Origin of the sequence: Serratia sp. CY37869 (genome assembly GCF_052168895.1) — a bacterium.
In the GTDB taxonomy this organism is placed as follows: Bacteria; Pseudomonadota; Gammaproteobacteria; order Enterobacterales; family Enterobacteriaceae; genus Serratia; species Serratia ureilytica.
Genome location: NZ_JBJNLU010000001.1, coordinates 1,587,293 through 1,609,508 on the forward strand (window position 1 = coordinate 1,587,293; position 22,216 = coordinate 1,609,508).

17 protein-coding genes are annotated in these 22,216 nt (G+C 56.4%); 12 read left to right on the forward strand and 5 right to left on the reverse strand.

Features of this window, described 5'->3' with window-relative positions; genetic code table 11:
• Positions 1 to 94: 94 nt before the first annotated feature.
• From ACJ8J1_RS07545 to ACJ8J1_RS07580, 8 genes are all read left to right on the forward strand, one after another.
• Entirely contained in the window at positions 95 to 2,200 is a 2,106-nt protein-coding gene (locus ACJ8J1_RS07545) for a putative bifunctional diguanylate cyclase/phosphodiesterase (RefSeq protein ID WP_103681783.1), read from the forward strand.
• A 277-nt stretch (positions 2,201 to 2,477) separates the two neighbouring features.
• The gene (locus ACJ8J1_RS07550) at positions 2,478 to 3,125 is read left to right on the forward strand and encodes a hypothetical protein (RefSeq protein WP_442520331.1); all 648 of its coding nucleotides are present in this window, start codon (positions 2,478 to 2,480) and stop codon (positions 3,123 to 3,125) included.
• Positions 3,017 to 3,853, forward strand: coding sequence for a hypothetical protein (locus ACJ8J1_RS07555; protein WP_442520332.1), 837 nt, complete (start codon positions 3,017 to 3,019; stop codon positions 3,851 to 3,853). The genes ACJ8J1_RS07550 and ACJ8J1_RS07555 overlap by 109 nt, the downstream gene beginning before the upstream one ends.
• Before the next feature lie 76 nt (positions 3,854 to 3,929).
• Positions 3,930 to 5,207: a glycosyltransferase family 2 protein gene (locus ACJ8J1_RS07560; RefSeq protein ID WP_069100351.1), complete on the forward strand. Its 1,278-nt coding sequence runs from the start codon at positions 3,930 to 3,932 to the stop codon at positions 5,205 to 5,207.
• A complete protein-coding gene (locus ACJ8J1_RS07565; protein ID WP_099783057.1) occupies positions 5,207 to 6,655 on the forward strand; it encodes a radical SAM protein in 1,449 nt (482 codons plus the stop codon). Before ACJ8J1_RS07560 ends, ACJ8J1_RS07565 begins: the two co-directional genes overlap by 1 nt.
• A gap of 3 nt (positions 6,656 to 6,658) precedes the next feature.
• Positions 6,659 to 7,468 (forward strand): hypothetical protein, encoded by an 810-nt coding sequence (locus ACJ8J1_RS07570; protein ID WP_046687030.1) that lies wholly within the window; start codon positions 6,659 to 6,661, stop codon positions 7,466 to 7,468.
• Entirely contained in the window at positions 7,465 to 8,637 is a 1,173-nt protein-coding gene (locus tag ACJ8J1_RS07575) for an MFS transporter (protein ID WP_206359486.1), read from the forward strand. The genes ACJ8J1_RS07570 and ACJ8J1_RS07575 overlap by 4 nt, the downstream gene beginning before the upstream one ends.
• A gap of 22 nt (positions 8,638 to 8,659) precedes the next feature.
• Positions 8,660 to 9,472 (forward strand): hypothetical protein, encoded by an 813-nt coding sequence (locus tag ACJ8J1_RS07580; protein WP_206359487.1) that lies wholly within the window; start codon positions 8,660 to 8,662, stop codon positions 9,470 to 9,472.
• 30 nt (positions 9,473 to 9,502) lie between these two features.
• Here the strand turns inward: ACJ8J1_RS07580 and ACJ8J1_RS07585 are convergent, their stop codons facing one another.
• Entirely contained in the window at positions 9,503 to 10,696 is a 1,194-nt protein-coding gene (locus tag ACJ8J1_RS07585; protein ID WP_206359488.1) for an MFS transporter, read from the reverse strand.
• Between the two features lie 149 nt (positions 10,697 to 10,845).
• On the opposite strand from ACJ8J1_RS07585, the gene ACJ8J1_RS07590 reads away from it, so the two are divergent.
• Positions 10,846 to 11,763: an ABC transporter substrate-binding protein gene (locus ACJ8J1_RS07590; protein ID WP_089191740.1), complete on the forward strand. Its 918-nt coding sequence runs from the start codon at positions 10,846 to 10,848 to the stop codon at positions 11,761 to 11,763.
• Between the two features lie 360 nt (positions 11,764 to 12,123).
• Positions 12,124 to 13,710: a GmrSD restriction endonuclease domain-containing protein gene (locus tag ACJ8J1_RS07595; protein ID WP_071991663.1), complete on the forward strand. Its 1,587-nt coding sequence runs from the start codon at positions 12,124 to 12,126 to the stop codon at positions 13,708 to 13,710.
• 118 nt (positions 13,711 to 13,828) lie between these two features.
• Here ACJ8J1_RS07595 and ACJ8J1_RS07600 read toward each other — a convergent pair whose 3' ends face one another.
• On the reverse strand, positions 13,829 to 15,598 hold the full coding sequence (locus ACJ8J1_RS07600) for a sigma-54-dependent Fis family transcriptional regulator (RefSeq protein WP_033643044.1): 1,770 nt from the start codon (positions 15,596 to 15,598) through the stop codon (positions 13,829 to 13,831).
• Positions 15,599 to 15,873: 275 nt separating this feature from the next.
• On the opposite strand from ACJ8J1_RS07600, the gene exaC reads away from it, so the two are divergent.
• Positions 15,874 to 17,394, forward strand: coding sequence for an acetaldehyde dehydrogenase ExaC (exaC, locus tag ACJ8J1_RS07605; RefSeq protein ID WP_033643043.1), 1,521 nt, complete (start codon positions 15,874 to 15,876; stop codon positions 17,392 to 17,394).
• 60 nt (positions 17,395 to 17,454) lie between these two features.
• On the opposite strand, the gene adhP is transcribed toward exaC, so the two are convergent.
• The 3 genes from adhP to ACJ8J1_RS07620 form a co-directional block, all read right to left on the reverse strand.
• The gene (gene adhP, locus ACJ8J1_RS07610; protein WP_033643042.1) at positions 17,455 to 18,471 is read right to left on the reverse strand and encodes an alcohol dehydrogenase AdhP; all 1,017 of its coding nucleotides are present in this window, start codon (positions 18,469 to 18,471) and stop codon (positions 17,455 to 17,457) included.
• Between the two features lie 197 nt (positions 18,472 to 18,668).
• The gene (gene blh / locus ACJ8J1_RS07615; RefSeq protein ID WP_033643041.1) at positions 18,669 to 19,958 is read right to left on the reverse strand and encodes a bifunctional sulfur transferase/dioxygenase Blh; all 1,290 of its coding nucleotides are present in this window, start codon (positions 19,956 to 19,958) and stop codon (positions 18,669 to 18,671) included.
• Between the two features lie 16 nt (positions 19,959 to 19,974).
• On the reverse strand, positions 19,975 to 20,760 hold the full coding sequence (locus ACJ8J1_RS07620; RefSeq protein WP_033643040.1) for a sulfite exporter TauE/SafE family protein: 786 nt from the start codon (positions 20,758 to 20,760) through the stop codon (positions 19,975 to 19,977).
• Between the two features lie 191 nt (positions 20,761 to 20,951).
• On the opposite strand from ACJ8J1_RS07620, the gene ACJ8J1_RS07625 reads away from it, so the two are divergent.
• A complete protein-coding gene (locus tag ACJ8J1_RS07625; protein ID WP_033643039.1) occupies positions 20,952 to 22,187 on the forward strand; it encodes an NAD(P)/FAD-dependent oxidoreductase in 1,236 nt (411 codons plus the stop codon).
• Positions 22,188 to 22,216: the final 29 nt, after the last annotated feature.

Here is a 22,216-nt window from a genome sequence, read left to right on the forward strand (position 1 = left end):
CCCGCTGGCTATTCCCATTTTCATTGGCAAGACTATATTGAAAGAGGCTCTGCTATAGAGCAAGAATATGGGTAATTTTCCGAGGAAATACCGCATGAGCCTGTTGCCCGAGCAGACCAATAACAAAAATCCGATCGACCTCTACAGCGAAATCGTAGACGACTTGCCGGGTCTGATCTGCTTCGGCAACCGCCTTGGCGGTTACTTCAACAAGCAGTGGCGCGACTATACCGGCGCAATCGCCGGTGAGCACGGCGCCGCAGACTGGCTCGAGGCCCTGCACCCTGACGATCGCGAACGCCTGGCCGCGCAATGGCGCCAGGCCATCGTTGCCCTCTCCTCGTTCGCCGGCGAAGCCCGTCTGCGCGAGCGCAGCGGCGCCTACCGGTGGTTTATGCTGGCGTTTAACGCCCGCCAGGACGGCAAGGCGCTGGAGCCCAGCTGGTACCTCACCGCCACCGACATCCATCCGCAAATGCTGCAACGCCAGCAAAACGTTCAGGCGCTCTCTATCCAGCAAGACATGCTGGACGCCAGCGTTGACTGCATCAAAGTGATCAATCGCGACGGCACGCTGCGCCACATGAACCGCTCCGGCAGCCTGGCGCTCGGCCTCGATCCGGCGCAAAAAGAGTTTGGCATGCCCTGGCTGGGGCTGTTGTCGCCCGAAGTTCGCCGCCGCGGCAGCAAAGCGTTGCGCAGCGTCAAAACCGGTAAGAATGCGCGCTTCGCGGGATTGAGCGTGACGCCGCAGGGCAAAAAACAGCATTGGGACAACATCCTCTCTCCCGTCAGCGATGAGCACGGGGTCGTGGCCGAGATCTTGTGCGTCTCACGGGATGTGACGTCGCAGCGCGTGATGGAGCAACGCCTGCTGCTTGCCAGCGAGTATGACGAACTGACCGGCCTGCCCAACCGGCGCCTCTTCAAGAAAAAGCTGAAGCAAGAGATGAAGCGCGCCCTGCACGGCAACAAGTCGCTCGGGCTGATGCTGCTGGATCTTGACCATTTCAAACTGGTGAACGATACGCTGGGCCACGCGGCGGGCGATCATCTGCTGCGGGTGCTGGGCAAAAGGCTCAGCGCCTGCATGAATACCCATTCGTTCGTCTCTCGCCTCGGCGGCGACGAGTTCGCCGTCGTGATCAGCGACGTCGAAAACGAGCAGGATATTTTCCGCATCGCCAACAAGTTTCTGCTGCAGCTGGAGACGCCGATCACCCACGGCGGCAAGACGTTGCATTGCGGCATGAGCATCGGTGGCGCCATCTATCCCAAAGATGCCCGCGATGCGTCAGAGCTGATGAAGTGCGCCGATACCGCGCTGTATGAACTGAAAGAAGGCGGCCGCGGTGGCGTCTACATGTTCGACAGCAAGATGATGGACAAAGCCCGCGCCCGCGCCAGTCAGCTCAACTACGCGCGCCAGATCGTGCGCGATAATTGCATTCGCCCCAACTACCAGCCGAAGGTCAGCCTCGCCGATGGCAGCATCGTCGGCTTCGAAGCGCTGCTGCGCTGGCATTGCCCGCAAAACGGCATACAGCTGCCGGCGACGGTCAGCGAGGCCTTCAACGACTATGAACTGGCGACCAAAATCAGCGAAGCCATGCAGCTGAAAGTCTTCGCCGATATCGCCCGCTGGCGCGCGGCCGGCGTGGCGGTGCGGCCCGTTTCGCTGAACGTGTCGCCGATCGAGTTTTTACGCGACAACTACGCCGAAACCTTCCTGCAACGCCTGCTGAAGTTCCACATTCCCCACCACCTGATCGAACTGGAAGTGACCGAACACGCGTTCAACAAGCACGGTTCGAAATACGTACTGCGCGCGCTGCACATGCTCAAAGAGATGGGTATCCGTATCGCGCTGGACGACTTCGGCACTGGCCACTCCTCGTTCAGCCATATCATGGACTACCCGCTGGACTGCATTAAGCTGGACTGCGACTTCATTCAACGCATGAACACCGAACCGGCGATCCTGGCGATCGTGGAAAGCATCGGCATTCTCGGTCAAAAGCTGTCGATCGATATCATCGCCGAAGGCGTGGAAACCGAGCAGCAGCGCCAAACGCTGTGCGAAGCCGGTTTCCATATCGGCCAGGGGTTTTTGTTCAGCCCGGCGGTGGGATCCCAGCAGGTGCCGACGCTGCTGCAGGCGATACTTCAGCCTGCCGAAGGCGGCACGGCGAATCGTTAAATCGGCATCGCATGCCCCACATTCGGGGGGCTTGATCCCCCCTCTTTTCCTCTGCTTGTTTCACGCCTCCCGCACCGGAATATTTGTGAGAGCCCTCACAAAGCATAAACGTATCTTTACATTTTTGAACGGTTAAGCTTCCGTTCTGTCAGATTTGAGTGTATTCCAGAGCGTCAAAACGATTCTTTTTCCACTCAATTGGGAACGTTACCGGAGACTTGTTAAGAAATAGTTAATTTAAATCAATGCACTACAAATAATAGCAGGAGGTACTGCGATGCACGAAAGGCAAGAGAAGAATGCAATGTTCATTTCGTTCGATGCCGTCTCGGTCTCGGGGATCACGGTGGAAGCAATGAAGATTGCCAAACGACTGCAAGCCTGTGGATTTCGCTCTTATCTTGATTTGGGATACGACATCAAGATTGATAAGGGAAACTTTAATAAACCCTATCAGCATGAGCATGACATCTACCGCGATGTCTTTACGCTGGTCCGCCTGGACGACATCACGTCGATTCCAGATTACCACCCCGCCTTTCTCGAGTACGCGCACGCGGCGTTGATCGGCCAGAAAACGCCCATTGACGAGCAAGAAAAAGCCGCTTTGTTGCATACCATCGCGTTGACGGCGCGGCAACTGGCGGATCGCCTCATCGCCCAATGGGAAGCGCTCGCAATCAGCCATGTGGTGGTGGAAAACGGCACGCTGCCGGAAAACATCATCTATACCAAAGCGCTGTACCTGGCGATCGAAGATTATGGCCGACGTTATCGACTGACGCGTTTCGTCATCTGGCGCGATCATGACCTGATGTGGAACAGCGAAAAAAGGTGCTCAAATACGGCCCACCGCCTTATTCTCACGCCATCAAACCTATCCCTTCAAAATACATTACCTATGTCACGCTCAATCACGATCTGAAGCAAAAGCTGGAGGCCTGGTGCAATCATGATGTCCATGTCGAGGTAAAGAAAAATACCTATGACTTCTCGGATAGTCACGAAAGAACGAATGTCAGAAAGCAGATGAATATTCGCGACAATGATCTTCTCATTGCCAGAACCACCCGCATCATCCCTCAGAAAAGATTGGACCGCGATATTATTCTGATCAGCCGGCTGAACGATTTATTTATCCGCGACCACAACACGCGACGCGCCTATTTGGCGATCGCCGGCAATGAATATGAAAATCCGTCATGTTATCTGCAACTCGCCAAATTGGCGCAGGAACTGAATGTTCTCCCCTATGTCAAATTCGTCGGCATGCTTCCTCATGTCGATATGCGCTCGGAAAACGACGCGTTTTGCATAGAGGACCTCTATCACTCTTGCGACCTGGTCTCTTTTCTCACCTCGTATGATTATGATAGCTATGGCAATCCTATCGGCGAAGCGATCAGTTGCCGCCGTTGCTATATCACCACTCGCTACGAATATTATCACGAAGTCTACGGCCGGCATGGGTTTGAAGCGCCCGTCATGCCGATCTCCGAGTTACAGGATGGGCCGCCGAACGACGAATTCATCCAGGAAGTCTACCGGTTCATTAATAACAAGGAGAAGATGAAGCGCGTGGCGGAAAAGAATTACGCGCTGGGCAAGCGGATTTTATCCAACAACGTCATGGAGTTCTTAAATATCAGCTAATCATCGAATGACGTGAAATTTAACTTTCAGACAAGCCATTTCTAACTGTGGACTTTCATTAGCCCTTGGAGGATCTATGCGTGATACTGTTTTTGTGTCTGTCGTACTGCCCGTTTATAATGAAAGCGACCGTATTGAGGCGGTTTTACTTTCGCTGTTCAATCAGCACACCAAGAATGAATTAATCACCCACGACACTTACGAACTGATTGTCGTTGATAACAACTCCACCGATGATTCCGTCGCTAAAATAAACGCGTTTAGTGAAAGGCATCCGGCTATGGCCATTCATGTTATCGCCGAAACGGTGCAGGGTGTCTCCTCGGCCAGAAAACGCGGCATGGACTATGCGTCGCTGCGTTCTAAAGCCCGCGACAGCCGGCTGGGAAATAAACGCAAGCACTATATCGTTTCCGCCGATGCCGATTGCACCGTGGATGCATTTTGGCTTTACGAGCTGGTGAATACCATGATCGAGCAACAAGGCGACCTGGGCACCTGCAACTATTACTACCCTCCCGCAGAGTTTGAGCACCGCCCCAACCTGTTCCGCGAGATCCAAAAAACGCTGCGTCTGCGCGAATTTTCGTTCTCCCTGTTCGGCGGCTTCCCCGACGGCAAAGGGTTCGGGGTGGAGCGCAGCCTGTATGACGCGGTAGGCGGCATCGAAATCTTCTACCAGCTCAACCATGGCCGCTTTGTCGAACACCTGTCCGACGACTGGGACTTCGGCATTAAGGTCATCGCCTACGGCGGCAAGCCGGTTTACGCTCGCCATGCTTACGTTGAGATCAACAGCCGCCGGGTGGACACCATTCTCGATGAGGTGATCAACGGCATCGCCTACGGCAAGGACGGCATCATTATCATGAAGGACGTCCGGCCGGACGTTGAGCGGCAGAAAACCGCGCTGGCGGACGCCACATCGGCGGAGGCGAAACTGGCCTGGGACTACTCGGTCAAGGACTTCACGCCAAAAAATATCTTACTGCCGGTGCTGCTCAATCCGTATCTGCTGTTGGAAAACAGCGAAGTGCGCGATTTCTTCTCCGGCCCGCTGGCCGACAGCCTCTACCGTCGCATTCACGAGCTGAAACACGAGATGCGCCTCATCGATTTCAAACCGATCCATGCCTACAAAACCCCCGCCTATCGGCTCTACCTCGAATTTCGCGATGCGTTGTTTGCCGCCATGCGGCGCGCCGTCGGTGACGATATCGGCTTCCCGCCCGCATTGCCGGCCTGCTTCGATACGGTCAAAGACGAAGATTTCACCCGCTTTGTTTATTACTTCTGTGAAGACCGCGAGTCCGGCGAAGCCCACAACTATTTCGGCAACGGAGGGGTATTCTGATGAACGACGAAGCCTTGCACTCATTGCTGGATATCGATGAAAACTATCCCACGCCGCGGGTGAACGCGTTCCTGGCGCAACCGGAAAACCGGGCCTTTCTGGAGTACGTCCATAAGGATCCGTTCGGCTGTCACGTGTTCCCCGGCGATCTCGTCGACTACCCGCTGGCCGCGTTTTTTGCCGATATGGAGGCCGACATTCGCCAGGCGGGCAAAATCCACCTCTGGGCCTATATCCCGACCTGCCGCTATCGCTGCCATTTTTGTCAGTACCCCACGGTGATCCTCAATCCCAAGGCGCCCGCCTCTCAGGCGGTATTCCGCGATTTGGTCGATTTCAACATCAAGGAAGCGCAAATGTGGCTGGCGCGCGTGCCCAGCCTGGCCGAAGTGGAAATCGGCGAATTCAACGTCTTTGGCGGCACGCCGTCCTTGCTGCCGGAGCCGGAACTGCGCCGCATGATGGCCTTCTACTTCAGCCACTTTAACTTCACCAACGCCACCCTGCGCTTCGAAGGGGAGCCCGGCACCCTGAACAAAGCCTATCTGGCACTGCTGAAAGAGCTCGGCTTCAGCAAAATCAGTTTCGGCACCCAATCCTTCAATGACGACATCATCACCGCCTGCGGGCGCATGCACTCGGCCGAAGAGTGCGTGGAGACCATTCATCATGCGCGCGCGCTCGGCATTGATTGGGTCAGCGTGGATCTCATTTACGGCATGCTGGGCCAAAGCGTGGACGACGTGAAATACGACATGGAAAAAACCCTCGAGCTGAATCTGTCGCACGTCGTCTGCACCAAGCTGCACATGGATGAGTTTATTAAAAATCGCACCGGCGTCTCGGGCGAGCGCGAAAGCCTGTGGCAGAAAAAGGGGCTGATCAGCATCAACAACCTGCGCTTCCCTGGCCTGGGCAAACAGTACCAAATGCGCGAGCTGGTCGAGAACTACCTGAATGGCGGCTATACCGAACACCCCACCATGTACTTTCACCGCAATGATCAACAGCCGGAAAAGTGGAAAGCGCTCATCACCGATCTCGACAAGCAGTATCCGGAAGTGGCGATCGGTTTGGGCGGCAGCTCCAAATCGACGCGATCCGAAGCCATCAACATCACCGGTTACAAGAAGTACAAGGAGGCGCTCAACCAAGACCGCCTGCCCATCGAGGAAAGCCGCGGTTTCTCCCCGATCCAGCGTGAAGTGAACGCCTTCAAAATGGCGCTCTCCACCTTGCTGCCGGTGGACGATCGGGTGTTTAAACGGCGCTTTGACGGCAACAGCCTGTTTGCTAACCCGGTCATCCGCCGCACGTTGAAAATCCTGGTAGATAAAGCGCTGGTCACTGTCGATGGCCCGTGCGTGACGCTCACGCCCATCGGCGTCACGCTGGTCGAAGCCATTATCAATACCCAATTTTCCGCCGCATTCGCCAATCAGGAGTGAAAGATGACGACGACAGTCCCCGATCCCAAACCGGTATTCAGCTTCTATTACATCGGCATCGATACCGAAGCCGGCGTCACGCCACAACAGTTTGAAACCTTCGTGCGCGAACAAGGCGTGCATATCCCCTGTTATCCCGGCTGGCGCTGGACGTTGCTGCGCGGCCTGCGCGGCGAACGCGTCGGGCAATACCTGATGCTGTACGAGATTGACAGCGCCGAGCAGCGCGATCGTTACGTCACCGCCACCGGGCAGCGAACGGCGCACGCGCACGAATTCTGGCGGCGGCATGCCGCCGCGCAGGAAATCCTCGCCGAGTGGCGAAAACTGGGCACCTACAGCCTGCTGCCGACGCTGTTCAGCGATTATCGCCTGCTGGCTGAGAACAGAAAAAGCGACGTGCCGCCCGGCCCGCGCTACCGGGAACGGCCGGGCGAACCGCCCGAGGCGCGCATTATCGGCATCCACAATCTGGCGCTGCGCGAAGGCGTGACCCCGGCGCAATTCGAACGCTTTATCGCCGAAAATCACCATCGCATTGAGGATTATCCGGGCTGGAAGTTTCACTTGCTGAAGGGAGAGCGCGGCAATCGGCTCGATCAGTACGCGGTGATGATGGAAATCGTCAGCCTGGCGGCGCTGGACGTGTTCTATCCGGAGCCCGATATCGCCACCGCCGAAGCGGCAACCTTCGCCAAAGCGCATCGCGACACCAAGCAAATGTATGAAGAGTGGAAGCAACTGGCGTCATTTTCCGGTTCACCGCAGATTTATACCGATTATCTGTCCGTCGCGCAGAGCCGATCGTCATGATGCTGCCTTGGCTAACCGGCGAGGCCGCAGAGAATCATCGCCGGCAAATCGCCACCCGAGCGATCTTCTTCCTCGCCGGGTTGGGCATGGCCGCCTGGGCGCCGTTGATCCCTTTCGTGAAAGCGCGATTGGGCATCGATGACGGCGCGCTCGGTTTGCTGCTGTTTTGCCTCGCCGCCGGCTCCATGGCGATCATGCCCTTCGCCGGGTATCTGATCGCCAAACTGGGGTGCCGCGCCGTGTTGCTGGGCGCTGGCGCCTTGCTGTGCGTCGACTTGCCGCTGTTGGCGTTACTCGATGAGTCGCTGTTGATGGGGGCGGCATTGGGGGTATTTGGCGCCGTCAACGGCATCATGGATGTGGCGATGAACTCACAGGCGATAATCGTCGAGCGGGAGAGCGGCCAGGCGAAAATGTCCGGTTTTCATGGCTTCTACAGCCTTGGCGGCATTGCCGGCGCCGGCGGCGTCAGTCTGTTGCTGCTGGCGGGTCTCGCCCCGGTCCAGGCCATCGGCCTGATCGCCCTCCTCATCGCGATCCTACTGCTGATCGTCGCCGGCGATTTACTGGCGCACGGCGGCATCGGCGAGCGGCGACGGGGCGGCGCGCGGTGGGCGCTGGCCCACGGCAAGATCCTGTTTATCGCCCTGCTCTGTTTCTTCGTGTTCCTGACCGAGGGGGCGATGCTCGACTGGTCGGCATTATTCCTGCATGCCGAGCGCGGCGTGGCCAAATCGCAGGCGGGGATCGGGTTCACGCTGTACGCCGTCGCCGTGGCCTGCGGGCGGCTGTATGGCGACAGGCTGATCGGCGCAATCGGGCGCTACCGCACTCTGTTGCTCGGCAGCCTGTGCGCCGCGGCGGGCGTGCTGTTGACCGTCACCGCCCCTCTGGCATCGGCCGCCTTTGGCGGGTTGATGCTCGCCGGCCTGGGCATCGCCAACATCGTTCCCATTCTGTTCAACGCCGTCGGCAATCAAAAACAGGTGCCGCCTGGCCAGGCGTTTCCGGCCGTGACGCTGGTCGGCTATCTCGGCTTATTAACCGGCCCGGCGCTGATCGGTTTTATCGCCAATTACACCAGCCTGGCCCTGGCGTTCGGCTGCACGTTGCTGTGCCTGTTGCTGGTCAGCATCAGCGCCAAAGCCGTGACGAACACATCTCACTAACTTAACTTGCGAGGATCGTTTAATGCATGCATCAACCACGCCGGTTTTCTCCCTGCACTACGTGGGAATCAACCTGAAACGGGGCGTCGCCTCGGAGCGTTTCGAAGCGTTCGTTCGCCATAAGGGCGTCGCCATCCCGGCCTATCCCGGCTGGCGATGGACGCTGCTGCGCGGCCTGCGCGGCGAGCGTGAAAATCAGTACCTGATGGTTTATCAGGCTAAAGACGCCGCCACCTACGCGCGCTATATCGACGGCAACGGCGAGCTGACCGACGAGGCGCACGCCTTTTGGCGACAGCGTCCGGAGGCCGCCGCGCTGATTGAGGAGTGGAAAACCTTCGCGACCTTCGCCGAACTGCCGACCCTTTACACCTGTTACCGTCTGGTGGCCGAGAATAGCCGCAGTTCATTGCCGCCCGGCCCCAATTACCGCAGCGAACCAGGGAAGGAAAGCATTCAGCGTGTCATCGGCATTCATAACCTGGCGCTTAAAGCGGGCGTCTCACCCGAGCGGTTTGAACGGTTCATTACCGACAACATCCACCGCGTGGAAGACTACCCGGGCTGGAAGTTTCACCTGCTGAAGGGCCAGAGCGGCAACCGGCTGGACCAATACGCGGTGATGCTGATCATTGAAAGTCTGGCGTCGCTCAACGCGTTCCATCCGGAGCTCGATGTCTCAACCGAGCAAGCGCTCAGGTTCGTGGCCGAGCATCAGGACACCGAACGCATGTACGACGAGTGGAAAACACTGGCGTCGTTCTCCGGCGCGCCACAAATCTACACGGATTACCTGGCGATTGGCGGCAACGAGAATGACGCCCATCCGGCGTAAACCGCGCGGCGGCGTTGAGCGCCGCCGCTTTCACGGCCGCCGTTCGCCGAACGGCGCCAGCTTCATGCCGATAAGCGTCACCACGCAGATGAGCGCCCCGGCGTAGAAGGTGGAGGCGGAACCGAACAGCTCCCACAGGGTTCCGGCCCCGAGACTCGCCAGCAGCAGCGCCACGCCGCTGATCAGATTGAACATGCCGAACGCGGTGCCGCGCAGGTGCGCCGGCGCGATATGCGCCACCATCGCCGCCAATAACCCCTGGGTCATGCCCATGTGCACGCCCCACAGCGCGACGCCAAAAAGCACCCCGCCCCAATGATCGCTCTGCGCCAATACCAGGTCGGCGGCGATCAGTACCAGCAACCCGGCTTTCAGCAATCCTTCATGGCTCATGCGGTCGGACAGTTTTCCGAACGGATAGGCCGAGCAGGCGTAGACCAGATTCATGGCGACCATCACCAGCGGGATCAGCGCCAGCGGCGTGCCGCCCTGCTGCGCCTTCAACACCAGGAACGCTTCACTGAAGCGCGCCAGCGTGAAGATCGCGCCGATGCTCACCACCCACCAATAGCTGCGCCCCAGCAGCCGCAGGTTGGCGCGAGTGATCGGGTTGGTGCGCTTGTGGGTTATCGTGGCGGCCGGCTCTTTCAGGCCGAAAAACAGCAGCGCAATCGCCAGCGCCGCCGGGATCGCCGCCACCCAGAAGATGGCGCGAAAATCGTTGTGCCACAGCAGCATCAGACCGACGGCCAGCAGCGGCCCTAAAAAGGCGCCGACGGTATCCAGCGACTGGCGCAGCCCGAAAGCCGCGCCGCGAATTTCCGGCGGCGTCACGTCGGCCACCAGGGCATCACGCGGCGCCCCGCGAATGCCTTTGCCCACGCGATCCAGCAGGCGCGCGCTCATCACCATGCCGGACGACGACGCGATGGCGAAAAACGGTTTGCTGATGGCGCCCAACCCGTAGCCCAGCAGCGCCAGCCCTTTACGTTTGCCGAGGTAATCGCTGAGCACGCCGGAGAACACCTTGACGATCAACGCCGTCGCCTCCGCCAGCCCTTCGATCAGACCGATGACAATCACGCTGGCGCCGAGCGTCGTCGCCATAAACAGCGGCAACAGGCTATGGATCATTTCCGAGGAAACGTCCATCAGCAGGCTCACGCCACCCAATACCCACACGCCGCGCGGTATGCGGCCCAACGTAGCGAAACGCGACGGCATGGTTCATCCTCGATCGGTTCAGCGCCGCCAGAGGCGCCTCATGATTTTTCCAAGATTGGTTAGTTGATTTTGTTCGTTCACAGATCTGCAGCCTTTAGAGATAGTGCAACGACCGTGTGACATCCATAATAATGAAGGTAATTAACATAATGATATATAGCAAAAAGATGATAGTGATTGCGGCGCTGCTGAGTTTTTCCGCCGCCGCCGCACCGGGCGTGGATCTCGTCGCCAACGAAACGCCGATCCACACGGTGAAGAGCGCCGAAGCCGTGGCCAAAATCCCCGCCGGCTTCCGGTTCGTGGAACCCGGCACGCTGACGGTGGCCATTTCCCTGCTGGGCAGCGGCCCGCCGTTCGGCCTGTACGCCCGCGACAATAAAACGGTGATCGGCAGCGAGGCGGACATCGCGCGCCTGGTGGCCGACGGTTTGGGGCTGAAACTCAGGCTGGTGCCCACGTCGTGGGAAGACTGGCCGCTGGGGGTGGCCTCCGGCAAATATGACGCCGCGGTTTACAACATCACCGTGACCAACGAACGCAAGACTAAATTCGATTTCGCCACCTATCGGCAGGATACGCTGGGCTTCTACGTCAAGTCCGACAGTAAAATCACCCAGATCAAAACGGCGCCGGATATCGCCGGTAAAAAGATCATCGTCGATTCCGGCACCAATCAGGAAGCGGTACTGCTGGCCTGGGACAAGGAGAACCGCGCCAAGGGATTAGCGCCGCTGCAGCCGGTGTACGTCACCGATAAGGCCGCCTCCACGCTGGCCATTCAGTCGGGCCGCGCCGACGCCACCTTCGGGCCCAACGTCTCCGGCGCTTATCAGGCGCGGCTGACCGGTAAAACCCGGCTGGTGGGCATCGTGCCCGGCGGCTGGCCGAAGACCGCCAACATCGCCGTCACGCTGAAGAAAGGCAACGGCCTGGTGGACGCGGTGCAGGCTTCGCTCAACAGCGCCATCGCCAACGGCAGTTATCTGCAGGTGTTGGATCGCTGGGCGGAGAGCGACGAGAAGATTGCCCATTCCGAGATTAACCCGCCGGGACTGGGGGATTGAGAGAGCAACAAACAGGCCCCGCGCAGCGGGGCCTTCTTATCACACGACTGTATTATTGATTAGTACATAGTCTCAGATTCAACTAGCTGCAAAATTCAATGAGAAGGGTCATTAGATCGACATATGAAAAACTTCAGCTGACTTTTTCTATGAGCGCACCTTAGAATGCAAATCATGATAATTAATCCAGTTTGAATAAATTAAATGAAAAAATATAAACAAGGTCAATAACAATGCAGCTGTAATTTTGACAGACAGAATATGACATTAATTTACATTCAGCAGACTATCTGGTTGAATGTGAATTTAACTTTGATATTATATGAACCACAAACATTCAGCGTTTTGAAAGGGAAGAAAATGAGCGTAAGTACTATTACTATCCGTAAATTACTACAAGCAGTATCTGACGGCGAAATCCGGATCCCTGCATTTCAACGAGATTTTGTTTGGGAACCCGATAGAGTACAATTTCTAATGGATAGTCTTTTTAAAAAATACCCAGTAGGAACCTTGCTGTTGTGGAAGACAAAAGAGAAGCTTGAACATGATAAAATGTTAGGGCCATTTAACTTGCCAGCTCCAAAAAAAGATTATCCAATTGATTATGTCCTTGACGGACAACAAAGAATAACCTCAATATTTGCCACATTTCAAACTGAATTGGAAAAAGATAAGAGTTTTGGAAATTGGCTAGATATATATTTTGATATTGATGCAAAGAGTGATGTTCAAGACTCTCAGTTTATTGCCTTAGAAAAAACTGATGTAAAAAAAAATCATGTCCCTCTAAATCTACTTTTTGACATACAGAATTTCGGTAAATATGTCAGAGAGTTTTACGACCAAAATAGGATTCGAGAAATTGACGAACTACAAGCTGCTTTTCTTGATGTGCAAATCCCTGTTGAAACTGTTGAAATAGATGATCACTCAAAAATAGCGATCATATTTGAAAGAGTGAACAGAGGGGGAATGCCTTTAGATACATATCAACTGCTTTCGGCTTGGACGTGGAGTGGTGATTTTGATTTAAGGGCAAAGTTTGAGGAGCTGGGGGACGACTTAGATGATCATGGTTATAAAGAACTCGGCGATGAAGCAGATTTATTATTAAAATGCTGTGCCGCAGTAATAAAAGGCGATGCTTCAGCTAAATCTGTTGTTGAGCTTAATGGGACAGAAGTTAGGAATAAATTTAAGAAGTTTCAGACAGGTATTTTAGGGGCTGTTGAATTCTTAAAAAAAGACTGTAAAGTCGCCTCATTTAAAAACTTACCTTACAAATCAATGCTAATACCATTATCTCGTTGTTTTTCAACTGAAAAAAGATCAGGTTTCCATCCATCTTCAAAGCAAAGGCAAGCTTTAGTGAAATGGTTCTGGCACAGTTGTTTTTCTCGTCGCTACTCAAACAGTGTCGATACGGCTGTAAAACTAGACGTGCTAGCTATGGATAAACTTCTAAAAAACGACTTAGCCGATCTGGAGTCTAGGACATATACTGTGACGCCTGATTTTTTCACAAAAAACATATTCCAAATGACCTCAGTAAATACCAAGACATTCATACTTTTCCTTGCCAATAGGAAACCTCTTTCGTTCCTTTCAGGTTCAAAAGTAGATTTAGAGAAAGTATTGTTAGCATGTAATAAAAGAGAATACCATCATATATTCCCGAAAGACCATCTTGAGAAGAAGCTCAAGCTAAAAAATAAAGTAGATATATATCCGTTGGCAAATTTCTCGTTCTTATCAAAAAGAGATAATGCATCAATTCAGAATTCATCGCCATCTGAATATGAGAAAAGAATTGATCCTGATAAAAAAGAAAAAATATTAAGCTCATCTTACATCCCTAAAGATGGATTAAGTCTACCATACAAGGACTTTATAAAGGCACGAAGCATTCTATTAGCAAAAGAGGCAAACAAGTTAATCAGCTAGCAATAAAAATACTGGCCATGAATTGAAACGCATGGCCATATTAATCTATTATATAAAATCATGAGAAAGATAATAAAATATAATAATTAACATTATAAAAATATATTTCATCGTCATTTTATACCGCTTTTCGCCTCCCCAGCTTGCGGTACAGCGTGCTGCGCGAAACGCCGAGCGCCTTCGCCGCCCGGCTGAGATTGCCGCCCGCCCTGTCGATCGCCGCCTGCAGATCCTCGCCGCCGGCGTCGGCGCATGCCTGGCGCGGCGACAGTACCGCGATCGACTGCGGCAGATCGTCCAGGGTGATCACCGCGCGATCGTCCGCCAGCGCCAGCAGCACCTTGAGCGTACTTAACAATTGCCGCACGTTGCCGGGCCACGGATAGCGCGCCAGCATCGCCAGCGCCTCCGGCAACAGGCGAATGTCGCGCCGTTCGCCGCCCAGCTCCCGCCACAGCTGCAGAATGAAGGTCTCCAATTGCGCCCGCTCTCTGAGCGGCGGGATGCGCAGGCTGTATTCCTGTATGCGATACAATAAATCTTCGCGAAACGCCCCCGTTTGCACCTGCCGATGCAGATCGTGGTGCGTCGCGCAAACCAGCGCGAAATCGACCGCATAGGCGCTGCGGCTGCCGAGCGGCGTGACCGTTTTCTCCTGCAACACCCGCAGCAGACGCGTTTGAAGGCCCGCCGGCATGTCGCCGATTTCATCGAGGAACAGCACGCCGCCGTCCGCCTCGCGGATCTTGCCGATATAGCCTTTGGGGTTGGCACCGGTAAACGCCCCCGGCGCATAGCCGAACAGTTCGGACTCGATCAGCGGTTCCGGCAGCGCCGCGCAGTTGATCGCCACAAAGTTGCCGTTGCGCCAGCGACTTTCCTGAAACAGGCGGCGGCTGAAGTGCTCCTTGCCGCAGCCGGTTTCGCCGGTCACGCACAGAGAAAGGCCGGCGTTGAGAATACGCAACGCTTTCTGATGCTGCTCGTCGTGCCGTTCCGCCGGCGGCGTCGAACGCAGAGCGCTAACGCGGCGTTGGGGCGCCTCGAGCAGCGAATAATAGTGCCGTTGATTGCCGGCCAGCGTCTGGCGCGGCGCGCCGGAGGGTTGCCGCAACAGATCGGGGAACAGCTGAGCGAATTCAAGCGAGCCGAATGCGGCCGGCGAGAGTTGGAACTCGACCATCGCCAGCCGATTGGCGGCGATCAGCACTTCGTCGTGAAACACCAGCAGCAGTTCCTGCGCGCTGCCCAGGCGCCCAGCGTCGGCGTGCAGGCGCAGCGTCCAGTGACGATCGGCGATCGCGCTTCTGACCCAGCGGTGTTCGATATGGCGCACCGCCTGCATGATCAGACGCTGCGCATCAGGATACGGGCGCTGGGCCGGGGCAGAGAGATCCAGTATGCCGGCAATATGGCCATCCGGCCGGTAGATCGGCGCGGCGGTGCAGTTCAATCCGGCGTTTTGGTTGAGAAAATGCTGATCGCCGCGCACTTCGCAGAAAGCGCCCAGCGCCAGCGCAGTGCCGATGGCGTTAGTGCCCCGCTCCGCTTCTCCCCACTGGTTGCCCGGCGCCAGCGCAAAGCGCGACGCCTTGTGCAGAAAATCGTGATTGCCACGGGTTTCCAACACCAGCCCGTCGGCGTCGGCGATCACCACGATGGCCGGTTGACGCGTAATTTGCGCGCCCAACTGTTCGATCAGCGGCTGTACCCGTTGCGGCACCCAGTCGTTGCGGCTGCGCAGTTCTTCGAGCAGACCGGCTTTGATAAACGGGATATGTTGATCGGCGCGCGTCAGGCCGTAACTGCGGCTGCGCTGCCAGGATTCCGCCAGCGGGTGGGTCAGCAAACTGGCGCTCTCAGTGAGCAAGCGATCGTCAGGCAACATGCGTTTCTCCCCCGGCTGCAAGTGTTGCAAATATGTATCATGGATGTGTATCAGGCGTTGCGACACGGAACACAAAAAATCATCGGCGGCAGCGGCACCGCTCGATTGGCTTACCCACATCAGTGCTTAACATTTTAATAAATAGCCATTTTTTAAATAACGCTACGTCCGTCGCTAATCTGGCACGGGGCGTGCTTCTCTGTGCTGCGGCGACAGGCCGCACTCACAGGCGCAGCGCAATAGCGCCGGTTATCATCTGCAGAGAGGTGCTTCACATGAAATATGTTCACCCCGGTTTGCCTGGCTCGCTGGTTTCGTTCCGTCAACGCTATGGCAACTACATTGGCGGCAAATTTGTCGAACCGGTATCCGGCAACTACTTCACCAACACCTCGCCGGTGACCGGCCAGCCGATCGCCGAATTCCCGCGTTCCGACGCCAAAGACATCGAGCTGGCGCTTGACGCGGCGCATGCGGCGGCGGACGCCTGGGGTAAAACCAGCGTGCAGGAACGCGCCAATGTGCTGTTGGCCATCGCCGATCGCATCGAGTCGCGGCTGGAGATGCTGGCGCTGACCGAAACCTGGGACAACGGCAAACCGATCCGCGAAACCCTGAATGCCGATCTGCCGCTGGCGGTCGACCATTTCCGCTACTTCGCCGGCTGCCTGCGCGCGCAGGAAGGCACCGCGGCGGAGATCGACCAAAATACCGTGGCCTACCATATCTATGAACCGCTGGGTGTGGTCGGCCAGATTATCCCGTGGAACTTCCCGCTGCTGATGGCCGCCTGGAAACTGGCGCCGGCGCTGGCCGGCGGTAACTGCGTGGTGCTGAAACCGGCGGAACAGACGCCGCTCGGCATCAGCGTGCTGATGGAAGAGATCGGCGATCTGCTGCCGCCGGGGGTGCTCAACGTGGTGCAAGGTTTCGGCGCCGAGGCCGGCGAAGCGCTGGCGCGCAGCAAACGCATCGAAAAAATCGCCTTCACCGGCTCCACGCCGGTCGGCCGCCACATTCTCGCCTGTGCGGCGGAGAACATCATCCCCAGCACCGTCGAGCTGGGCGGCAAATCGCCGAACATTTATTTTGAAGACATCATGCAGGCGGAGCCGGCGTTTATCGACAAGGCGGTTGAGGGGTTGGTGCTGGGCTTTTTCAACCAGGGAGAGGTTTGCACCTGCCCTTCACGCGCGCTGATCCAGGAGTCCATCTACCCGCAGTTCATGGAGAAAGTGCTGGCGCGTATCGCCACCATCCGCCAGGGCGATCCCTTCGACACCGAGACCATGATCGGCGCCCAGGCGTCAAAACAGCAGTACGACAAGATCCTGTCCTACATCGACATCGCTAAAAACGAGGGCGGCAAAATCGTTGCGGGCGGCGAGCCCGCTCAGCGCGGCGACGAAGTGCAAAACGGTTTCTACCTGCAGCCGACGCTGATCACCGGCGACAACAGCATGCGTTTCTTCCGCGAGGAGATCTTCGGGCCGGTGATTGGCGTCACCACCTTCAAGGATGAGGCCGAAGCCCTGGCGCTGGCCAACGACACCGAGTTCGGGCTGGGCGCCGGGCTGTGGACCCGCGACATCAACCGCGCCTACCGCATGGGACGTGCGATCAAGGCCGGCCGCGTATGGACCAACTGCTACCACCTGTACCCGGCGCACGCCGCGTTCGGCGGCTACAAAAACTCCGGCATCGGGCGCGAGACCCACAAGGCGGCGCTGTCGCACTATCAGCAGGTGAAAAACCTGCTGGTCAGCTACGACGCCAAACCGCTGGGCCTGTTCTGAAGCCGGCGTAATGAGATAACAAGAAGGCCACCCGCAGGTGGCCTTCTTTTTTCGCGTGGCCTACTTCGCCATGCCGAGATCGATCACCATGCGACCGCGAATGGTGCCCGCCTTCATCTCCTCGAAGATGGCGTTGATATCGCCCAATGGCCGTTTGGTCACTTTCGGCGTCACTTTGCCTTCGGCGGCGAACTGGAACGCCTCTTTCAGATCTTCGCGCGTGCCCACCAGCGAACCCACCACCTGAATGCCGTCCAGCACCAGGCGCGGAATGCTCAGATCCATACTTTCCGGCGGCAGCCCCACGGCCACCACTTTACCGCCGGCGCGCACCGCATTGACCGCCGAGTTGAAGGCGGCTTTCGCCACCGCCGTCACCACCGCCGCGTGAGCGCCGCCGGTTTGCTGCTGAATGATCTCCTCCGCGTTTTGCGTTTTGGAGTTGATAGTCAGATCGGCGCCGATCTGTTTGGCGAACTCCAGCTGGCCATCATTGACGTCGATGGCGATCACTTTGGCGTTAAACACGTTCTTGGCGTACTGCAACGCCAGGTTGCCCAGCCCGCCCAGGCCATAGATGGCGATCCACTGCCCCGGCTTGATATCGGAAATCTTCACCGCCTTGTAGGTGGTGACGCCGGCGCAGGTGATGCTGCTGGCGGCGAAAGAATCGAGCCCGTCCGGCACTTTCACCGCGTAGTCCGCCACCACGATGCACTCTTCCGCCATGCCGCCGTCAACGCTGTAGCCGGCGTTTTTCACCGAGCGGCACAGGGTCTCGTTGCCGCTGACGCAGTATTCGCAGTGGCCGCAACCCTGGTAAAACCAGGCGACGCTGGCGCGGTCACCCACTTTTAACGAGGTGACGCCCTCACCGACGGCGGAGACCACGCCGATGCCCTCATGCCCCAACGTAATGCCCGGCACCTCGCCGAAATCGCCGTTTTTCACGTGCAAATCGGTGTGGCACACCCCGCAACACTCCATTTTCAACGCCGCTTCGCCGTGCTTCAGCGGGCGCAGCACTTTATCCTGAATGTCTACGGTATGGTTTTTCGTCACTACGGCAGCTTTCATGGTGTTTTCCTTAGCAGTGTGGGAAGTACAGTTGTTAATGTAGTGACTGTATTCGGCGAGGGCAAGCGCCGCGTGTTTTGTGTAAAAACAAATAATTAAATATGAATCAGTCTGATTATTTCATAAAAAACCATTAACAGACGGCGCGATCGCCTTGAGATTGACAGCCGTGAACAATCGCGCCTCTCTGGCTTGATTTACCCCTTGAAGCGATTAACAGGGATTTTGAGGTAGTGCCGCCCATCATCTTCGCAATCAGGCAGAACGCCGCCGCGAATGTTGACCTGCAGCGCCATCAGCATCAATTCCGGATGCGGCAACGTGGCGTCTCGCTGCTTTCTTTGCGCGATAAATTGGGCTTTATCCATGTTGGCCACCCAGGGGTTGTTCTCGCGCTGCTCTCGCACGGTGCTTTCCCAGCGGGCCTCACGCCCCGCCGGGCGATAATCGTGGCCGGTAAACAGGCGGGTATCCGCTGGCAGGCTCAAGATCCGCTGCAACGAATCCCACAGGGCTTCCGCATTTCCGCCGGGGAAATCGGCCCTTGCGGTGCCGCTGTCAGGCATGAAAAACGTATCGTGAATAAACGCCGCATCGGCAATGTGATACGTGACGGAAGCCAGGGTGTGGCCAGGAGACAGCAAGACTTCAGCGCGCAGGTTGCCGATAAAAAAGACGTCCCCATCCGCAAACAGCGCATCCCACACGGTCTCGGCGGGAGGCAGTTCCTTCAAATTATAGATGTCTTGCCACAGCCCCTGCACGGCGGTGATTTTTTCGCCTATGCCGCTGAGGGCGCCGGTTTTCTGCGCCAGCCAGGTTGCGGCAGAAAAATGGTCGGCATGCGGGTGCGTATCCAGCACCCAGGCCACGCCCCATCCTTGCTGCCGGATAAAGCTCAAAATGGTGTGCGCCTGCTGATGCGATACCGTGCCCGATCGGCGGTCAAAATCCAGTACCGGGTCGATGATGGCGCAGCGACGCGCCTCGGGATCGGCGACGACATACTGCAGGCTGCCGCTTTCCGGCTCATAAAATGCGTGCACTTGCGCATGAGACTGAACGGACTGATGCCGGCGATACCAGCTGAGCGCCTTATCGGCATCCGCGCCATATTCTTCGCATTGGCTGCGGAATCGCGCTTCATCGATCCGCCCTTCGCGCAGCGCATGCAGCAGAGCAAGGCAGGCTGAGCGCGCCCCGCTCCGGCAGTGCGCCAGGGTCTTCTTGCCCCGCCGCAACAGGTAATGGAAGGTATAAACGGTCTCCCAGGTCAGCGTGTCGAACGTGTAAGGAAGATAGACGTAGTCTATGCCCATGCCTTCAGCCAGCGTTTTCTCTTGCTGATGGGATAGATGCTCCCCCGGTTCTTCATCTGGCCGGTTGTTGACAATAAGCCGGTAGCCTTGTTGATGCAGGGTAGCGAAATCACTCGCTGCGGGCGCCCCCGAAAAGGAGAGCTGATGATGGTATGTACGGATGCGCATATTTTTTCCTTCTGTCTTATAAGCTTTTAAAAAGCATATAAAGGGCCAGCACCAAGAGCATGGCGGCGTAGAGCACACGGATAATGTCCTCGCGTTTCTTCAGGCGCTCGGTGAGCGCAACCCCCACGACGCCCCCCAGAACACCGCCGACGATCAGCCAGCACGTGATGACGAGCGACACCTTGCCGGACAAGGCATAGCTTGCGCTCGTCGATAAACCCATGGCAGAAACCACCACCAGCGAGGTGGCCACCGCTTCAAGCAGCGAAAAGCGGAAAAACCAGAGCAGCGCCGGCACCACTAAAAATCCGCCGCCGATACCCAGAAAGCCGGCCACCGCGCCGAGCGCCAACACGCTGGGCCACACGATGGCGGGATGAAAGGTTGCATCCGGGGAAGCCAACCCGTTGCCGGCCCGGTGATTTTTTTTCAGCGTTAATCCGGCGACAATCAGCATCAGCAAAGCGAAAGGCAGGGTTAGATAGCGCCCGTCCGTGATTTTTCCCATCTGTGAACCTGCCAGCGTTCCTGCCACCGCGACCAGCGACACGACAATGCCGGTTCGCCACCGGACGTTTCCTTTGGCGGCGTGCGCAAAAAGGTTGAGCAGCGCACTGACGGCGACGGACATGGCGCTGGTGCCTATCACCAAATGCGTATCCGGGATTTGCACCATATACAGCAGCAGCGGCACACAAACGATGGAGCCGCCTCCGCCTGTCAGGGCCAAGAGAAATCCGACTATTCCTCCGGTTATCACCAATAACATCAGGGTATAAAAAGTAAAATGGAAAAAATCCAATGCGTTAATTCCTGAACGGTGTTTGTGGCATTTATTAACGATCAGTTCGCATTGATTGTCAAATAACTTATTACATTTAGCTATTACATATAGCTAAATCGAATATGTGATTTTCAATATAACCATAAGTTCTATGAATTCCCTTTTAATCTGGGCATTAACCCCCTACTTTCTTATGAAAGGAGGCCTGCATGAAACCGGAAAAAATAAACACCCAGAAAAAAGTTGTTGTTATTGGCGGTGGTTCATCTGGAATAAGCGTCGTGGCAAGCATAAGGAAGCGAGTTAAAGGCATTGATATAACGGTAATTGAACCTGGCGACTGTCATTATTATCAACCGGCATGGACCCTGGTGGGCGGCGGGCTTTTTGATATCAATGAAACGCGGCGTTCCATGCGCGCCGTCATCCCCCCAGGAACCGCATGGATTCAGGATAGCGTGGTCAGAGTGGAGCCCGGCCCAAAATATGTCGAGACCCGCCAAGGGCAGAAAATAAACTACGACTTCCTTATTGTTGCCTGCGGCCTCGTTTTACGTTGGGATAAAATAGAGGGTCTTGAAGAAACGTTGGGAATGAATGGCGTCACCTCTAATTATCGTTTTGATCTTGCGGAATACACCTGGAAACTGGTTCGTGAAATGCAAGGCGGCGAGGCGATATTTTCTCAACCACCAATTCCGATAAAATGCGCCGGCGCGCCGCAAAAAGCCTTATACCTTTCATGCGATCACTGGCGGCGACAAGGTGTCCTTAATAATATTAACGTCAATTTTTGCCTGGCGGGCGCGGCGGTATTCGGCGTGCCGCAATTTGTTCCTCCGCTGACCGATTACTTGAAAAAATACCGCGCACAGGTCAACTTCCGGCATAATTTAGTTCGCGTTGATGGGCAGCGTCGGCAAGCGACCTTTTCTCTGGACGGTGATGAAGAAGGCAAACGCGAAGTGACACTGCCCTTCGATATGCTGCACGTAGTGCCGCCGCAATCTGCGCCGGCGTTCATTTCGCAAAGTGGGTTGTCTGACGAGTCAGGTTGGTGCGACGTGGATAAATTCACCCTACGGCATAAGCAGTGGCAGACGATTTTTGCGGTTGGCGACTGTTGTGCCACGCCAAATGCCAAAACCCTGGCGGCGGCTCGCAAACAGGTGGTGGTGGTGGCAGAGAACATCGCGGCGCAGCTTAACGGCGCCCCTGATGCGGCACGGTATGATGGTTATGGCTCCTGCCCATTGACGGTAGAGAAAGGCAAGGTTGTTCTGGCGGAGTTTGGTTACGACAGTAAATTGCTCCCCACCTTTCCTCTGTTCGACAACACGCATCCCAGCCGTATGGCATGGTGGCTGAAGGCCTGGTTTTTACCCAAATTTTACTGGGCGGGCATGTTGCGCGGGGTCGAATGGTTTGCCAAAAGCAAACCATAGCGACCGTCATCGTTATCCGCGCCTCGCGG

Excerpts from the sequence above, each read along its gene's own strand:
- ACJ8J1_RS07545 (WP_103681783.1), top strand. The coding sequence starts at position 95 with ATGAGCCTGTTGCCCGAGCAGACCAATAACAAAAATCCGATCGACCTC.
- ACJ8J1_RS07550 (WP_442520331.1), top strand. The coding sequence starts at position 2,478 with ATGCACGAAAGGCAAGAGAAGAATGCAATGTTCATTTCGTTCGATGCC.
- ACJ8J1_RS07560 (WP_069100351.1), top strand. The coding sequence starts at position 3,930 with ATGCGTGATACTGTTTTTGTGTCTGTCGTACTGCCCGTTTATAATGAA.
- ACJ8J1_RS07565 (WP_099783057.1), top strand. The coding sequence starts at position 5,207 with ATGAACGACGAAGCCTTGCACTCATTGCTGGATATCGATGAAAACTAT.
- ACJ8J1_RS07570 (WP_046687030.1), top strand. The coding sequence starts at position 6,659 with ATGACGACGACAGTCCCCGATCCCAAACCGGTATTCAGCTTCTATTAC.
- ACJ8J1_RS07575 (WP_206359486.1), top strand. The coding sequence starts at position 7,465 with ATGATGCTGCCTTGGCTAACCGGCGAGGCCGCAGAGAATCATCGCCGG.
- ACJ8J1_RS07580 (WP_206359487.1), top strand. The coding sequence starts at position 8,660 with ATGCATGCATCAACCACGCCGGTTTTCTCCCTGCACTACGTGGGAATC.
- ACJ8J1_RS07585 (WP_206359488.1), bottom strand. The coding sequence starts at position 10,696 with ATGCCGTCGCGTTTCGCTACGTTGGGCCGCATACCGCGCGGCGTGTGG.
- ACJ8J1_RS07590 (WP_089191740.1), top strand. The coding sequence starts at position 10,846 with ATGATATATAGCAAAAAGATGATAGTGATTGCGGCGCTGCTGAGTTTT.
- ACJ8J1_RS07595 (WP_071991663.1), top strand. The coding sequence starts at position 12,124 with ATGAGCGTAAGTACTATTACTATCCGTAAATTACTACAAGCAGTATCT.
- ACJ8J1_RS07600 (WP_033643044.1), bottom strand. The coding sequence starts at position 15,598 with ATGTTGCCTGACGATCGCTTGCTCACTGAGAGCGCCAGTTTGCTGACC.
- exaC (WP_033643043.1), top strand. The coding sequence starts at position 15,874 with ATGAAATATGTTCACCCCGGTTTGCCTGGCTCGCTGGTTTCGTTCCGT.
- adhP (WP_033643042.1), bottom strand. The coding sequence starts at position 18,471 with ATGAAAGCTGCCGTAGTGACGAAAAACCATACCGTAGACATTCAGGAT.
- blh (WP_033643041.1), bottom strand. The coding sequence starts at position 19,958 with ATGCGCATCCGTACATACCATCATCAGCTCTCCTTTTCGGGGGCGCCC.
- ACJ8J1_RS07625 (WP_033643039.1), top strand. The coding sequence starts at position 20,952 with ATGAAACCGGAAAAAATAAACACCCAGAAAAAAGTTGTTGTTATTGGC.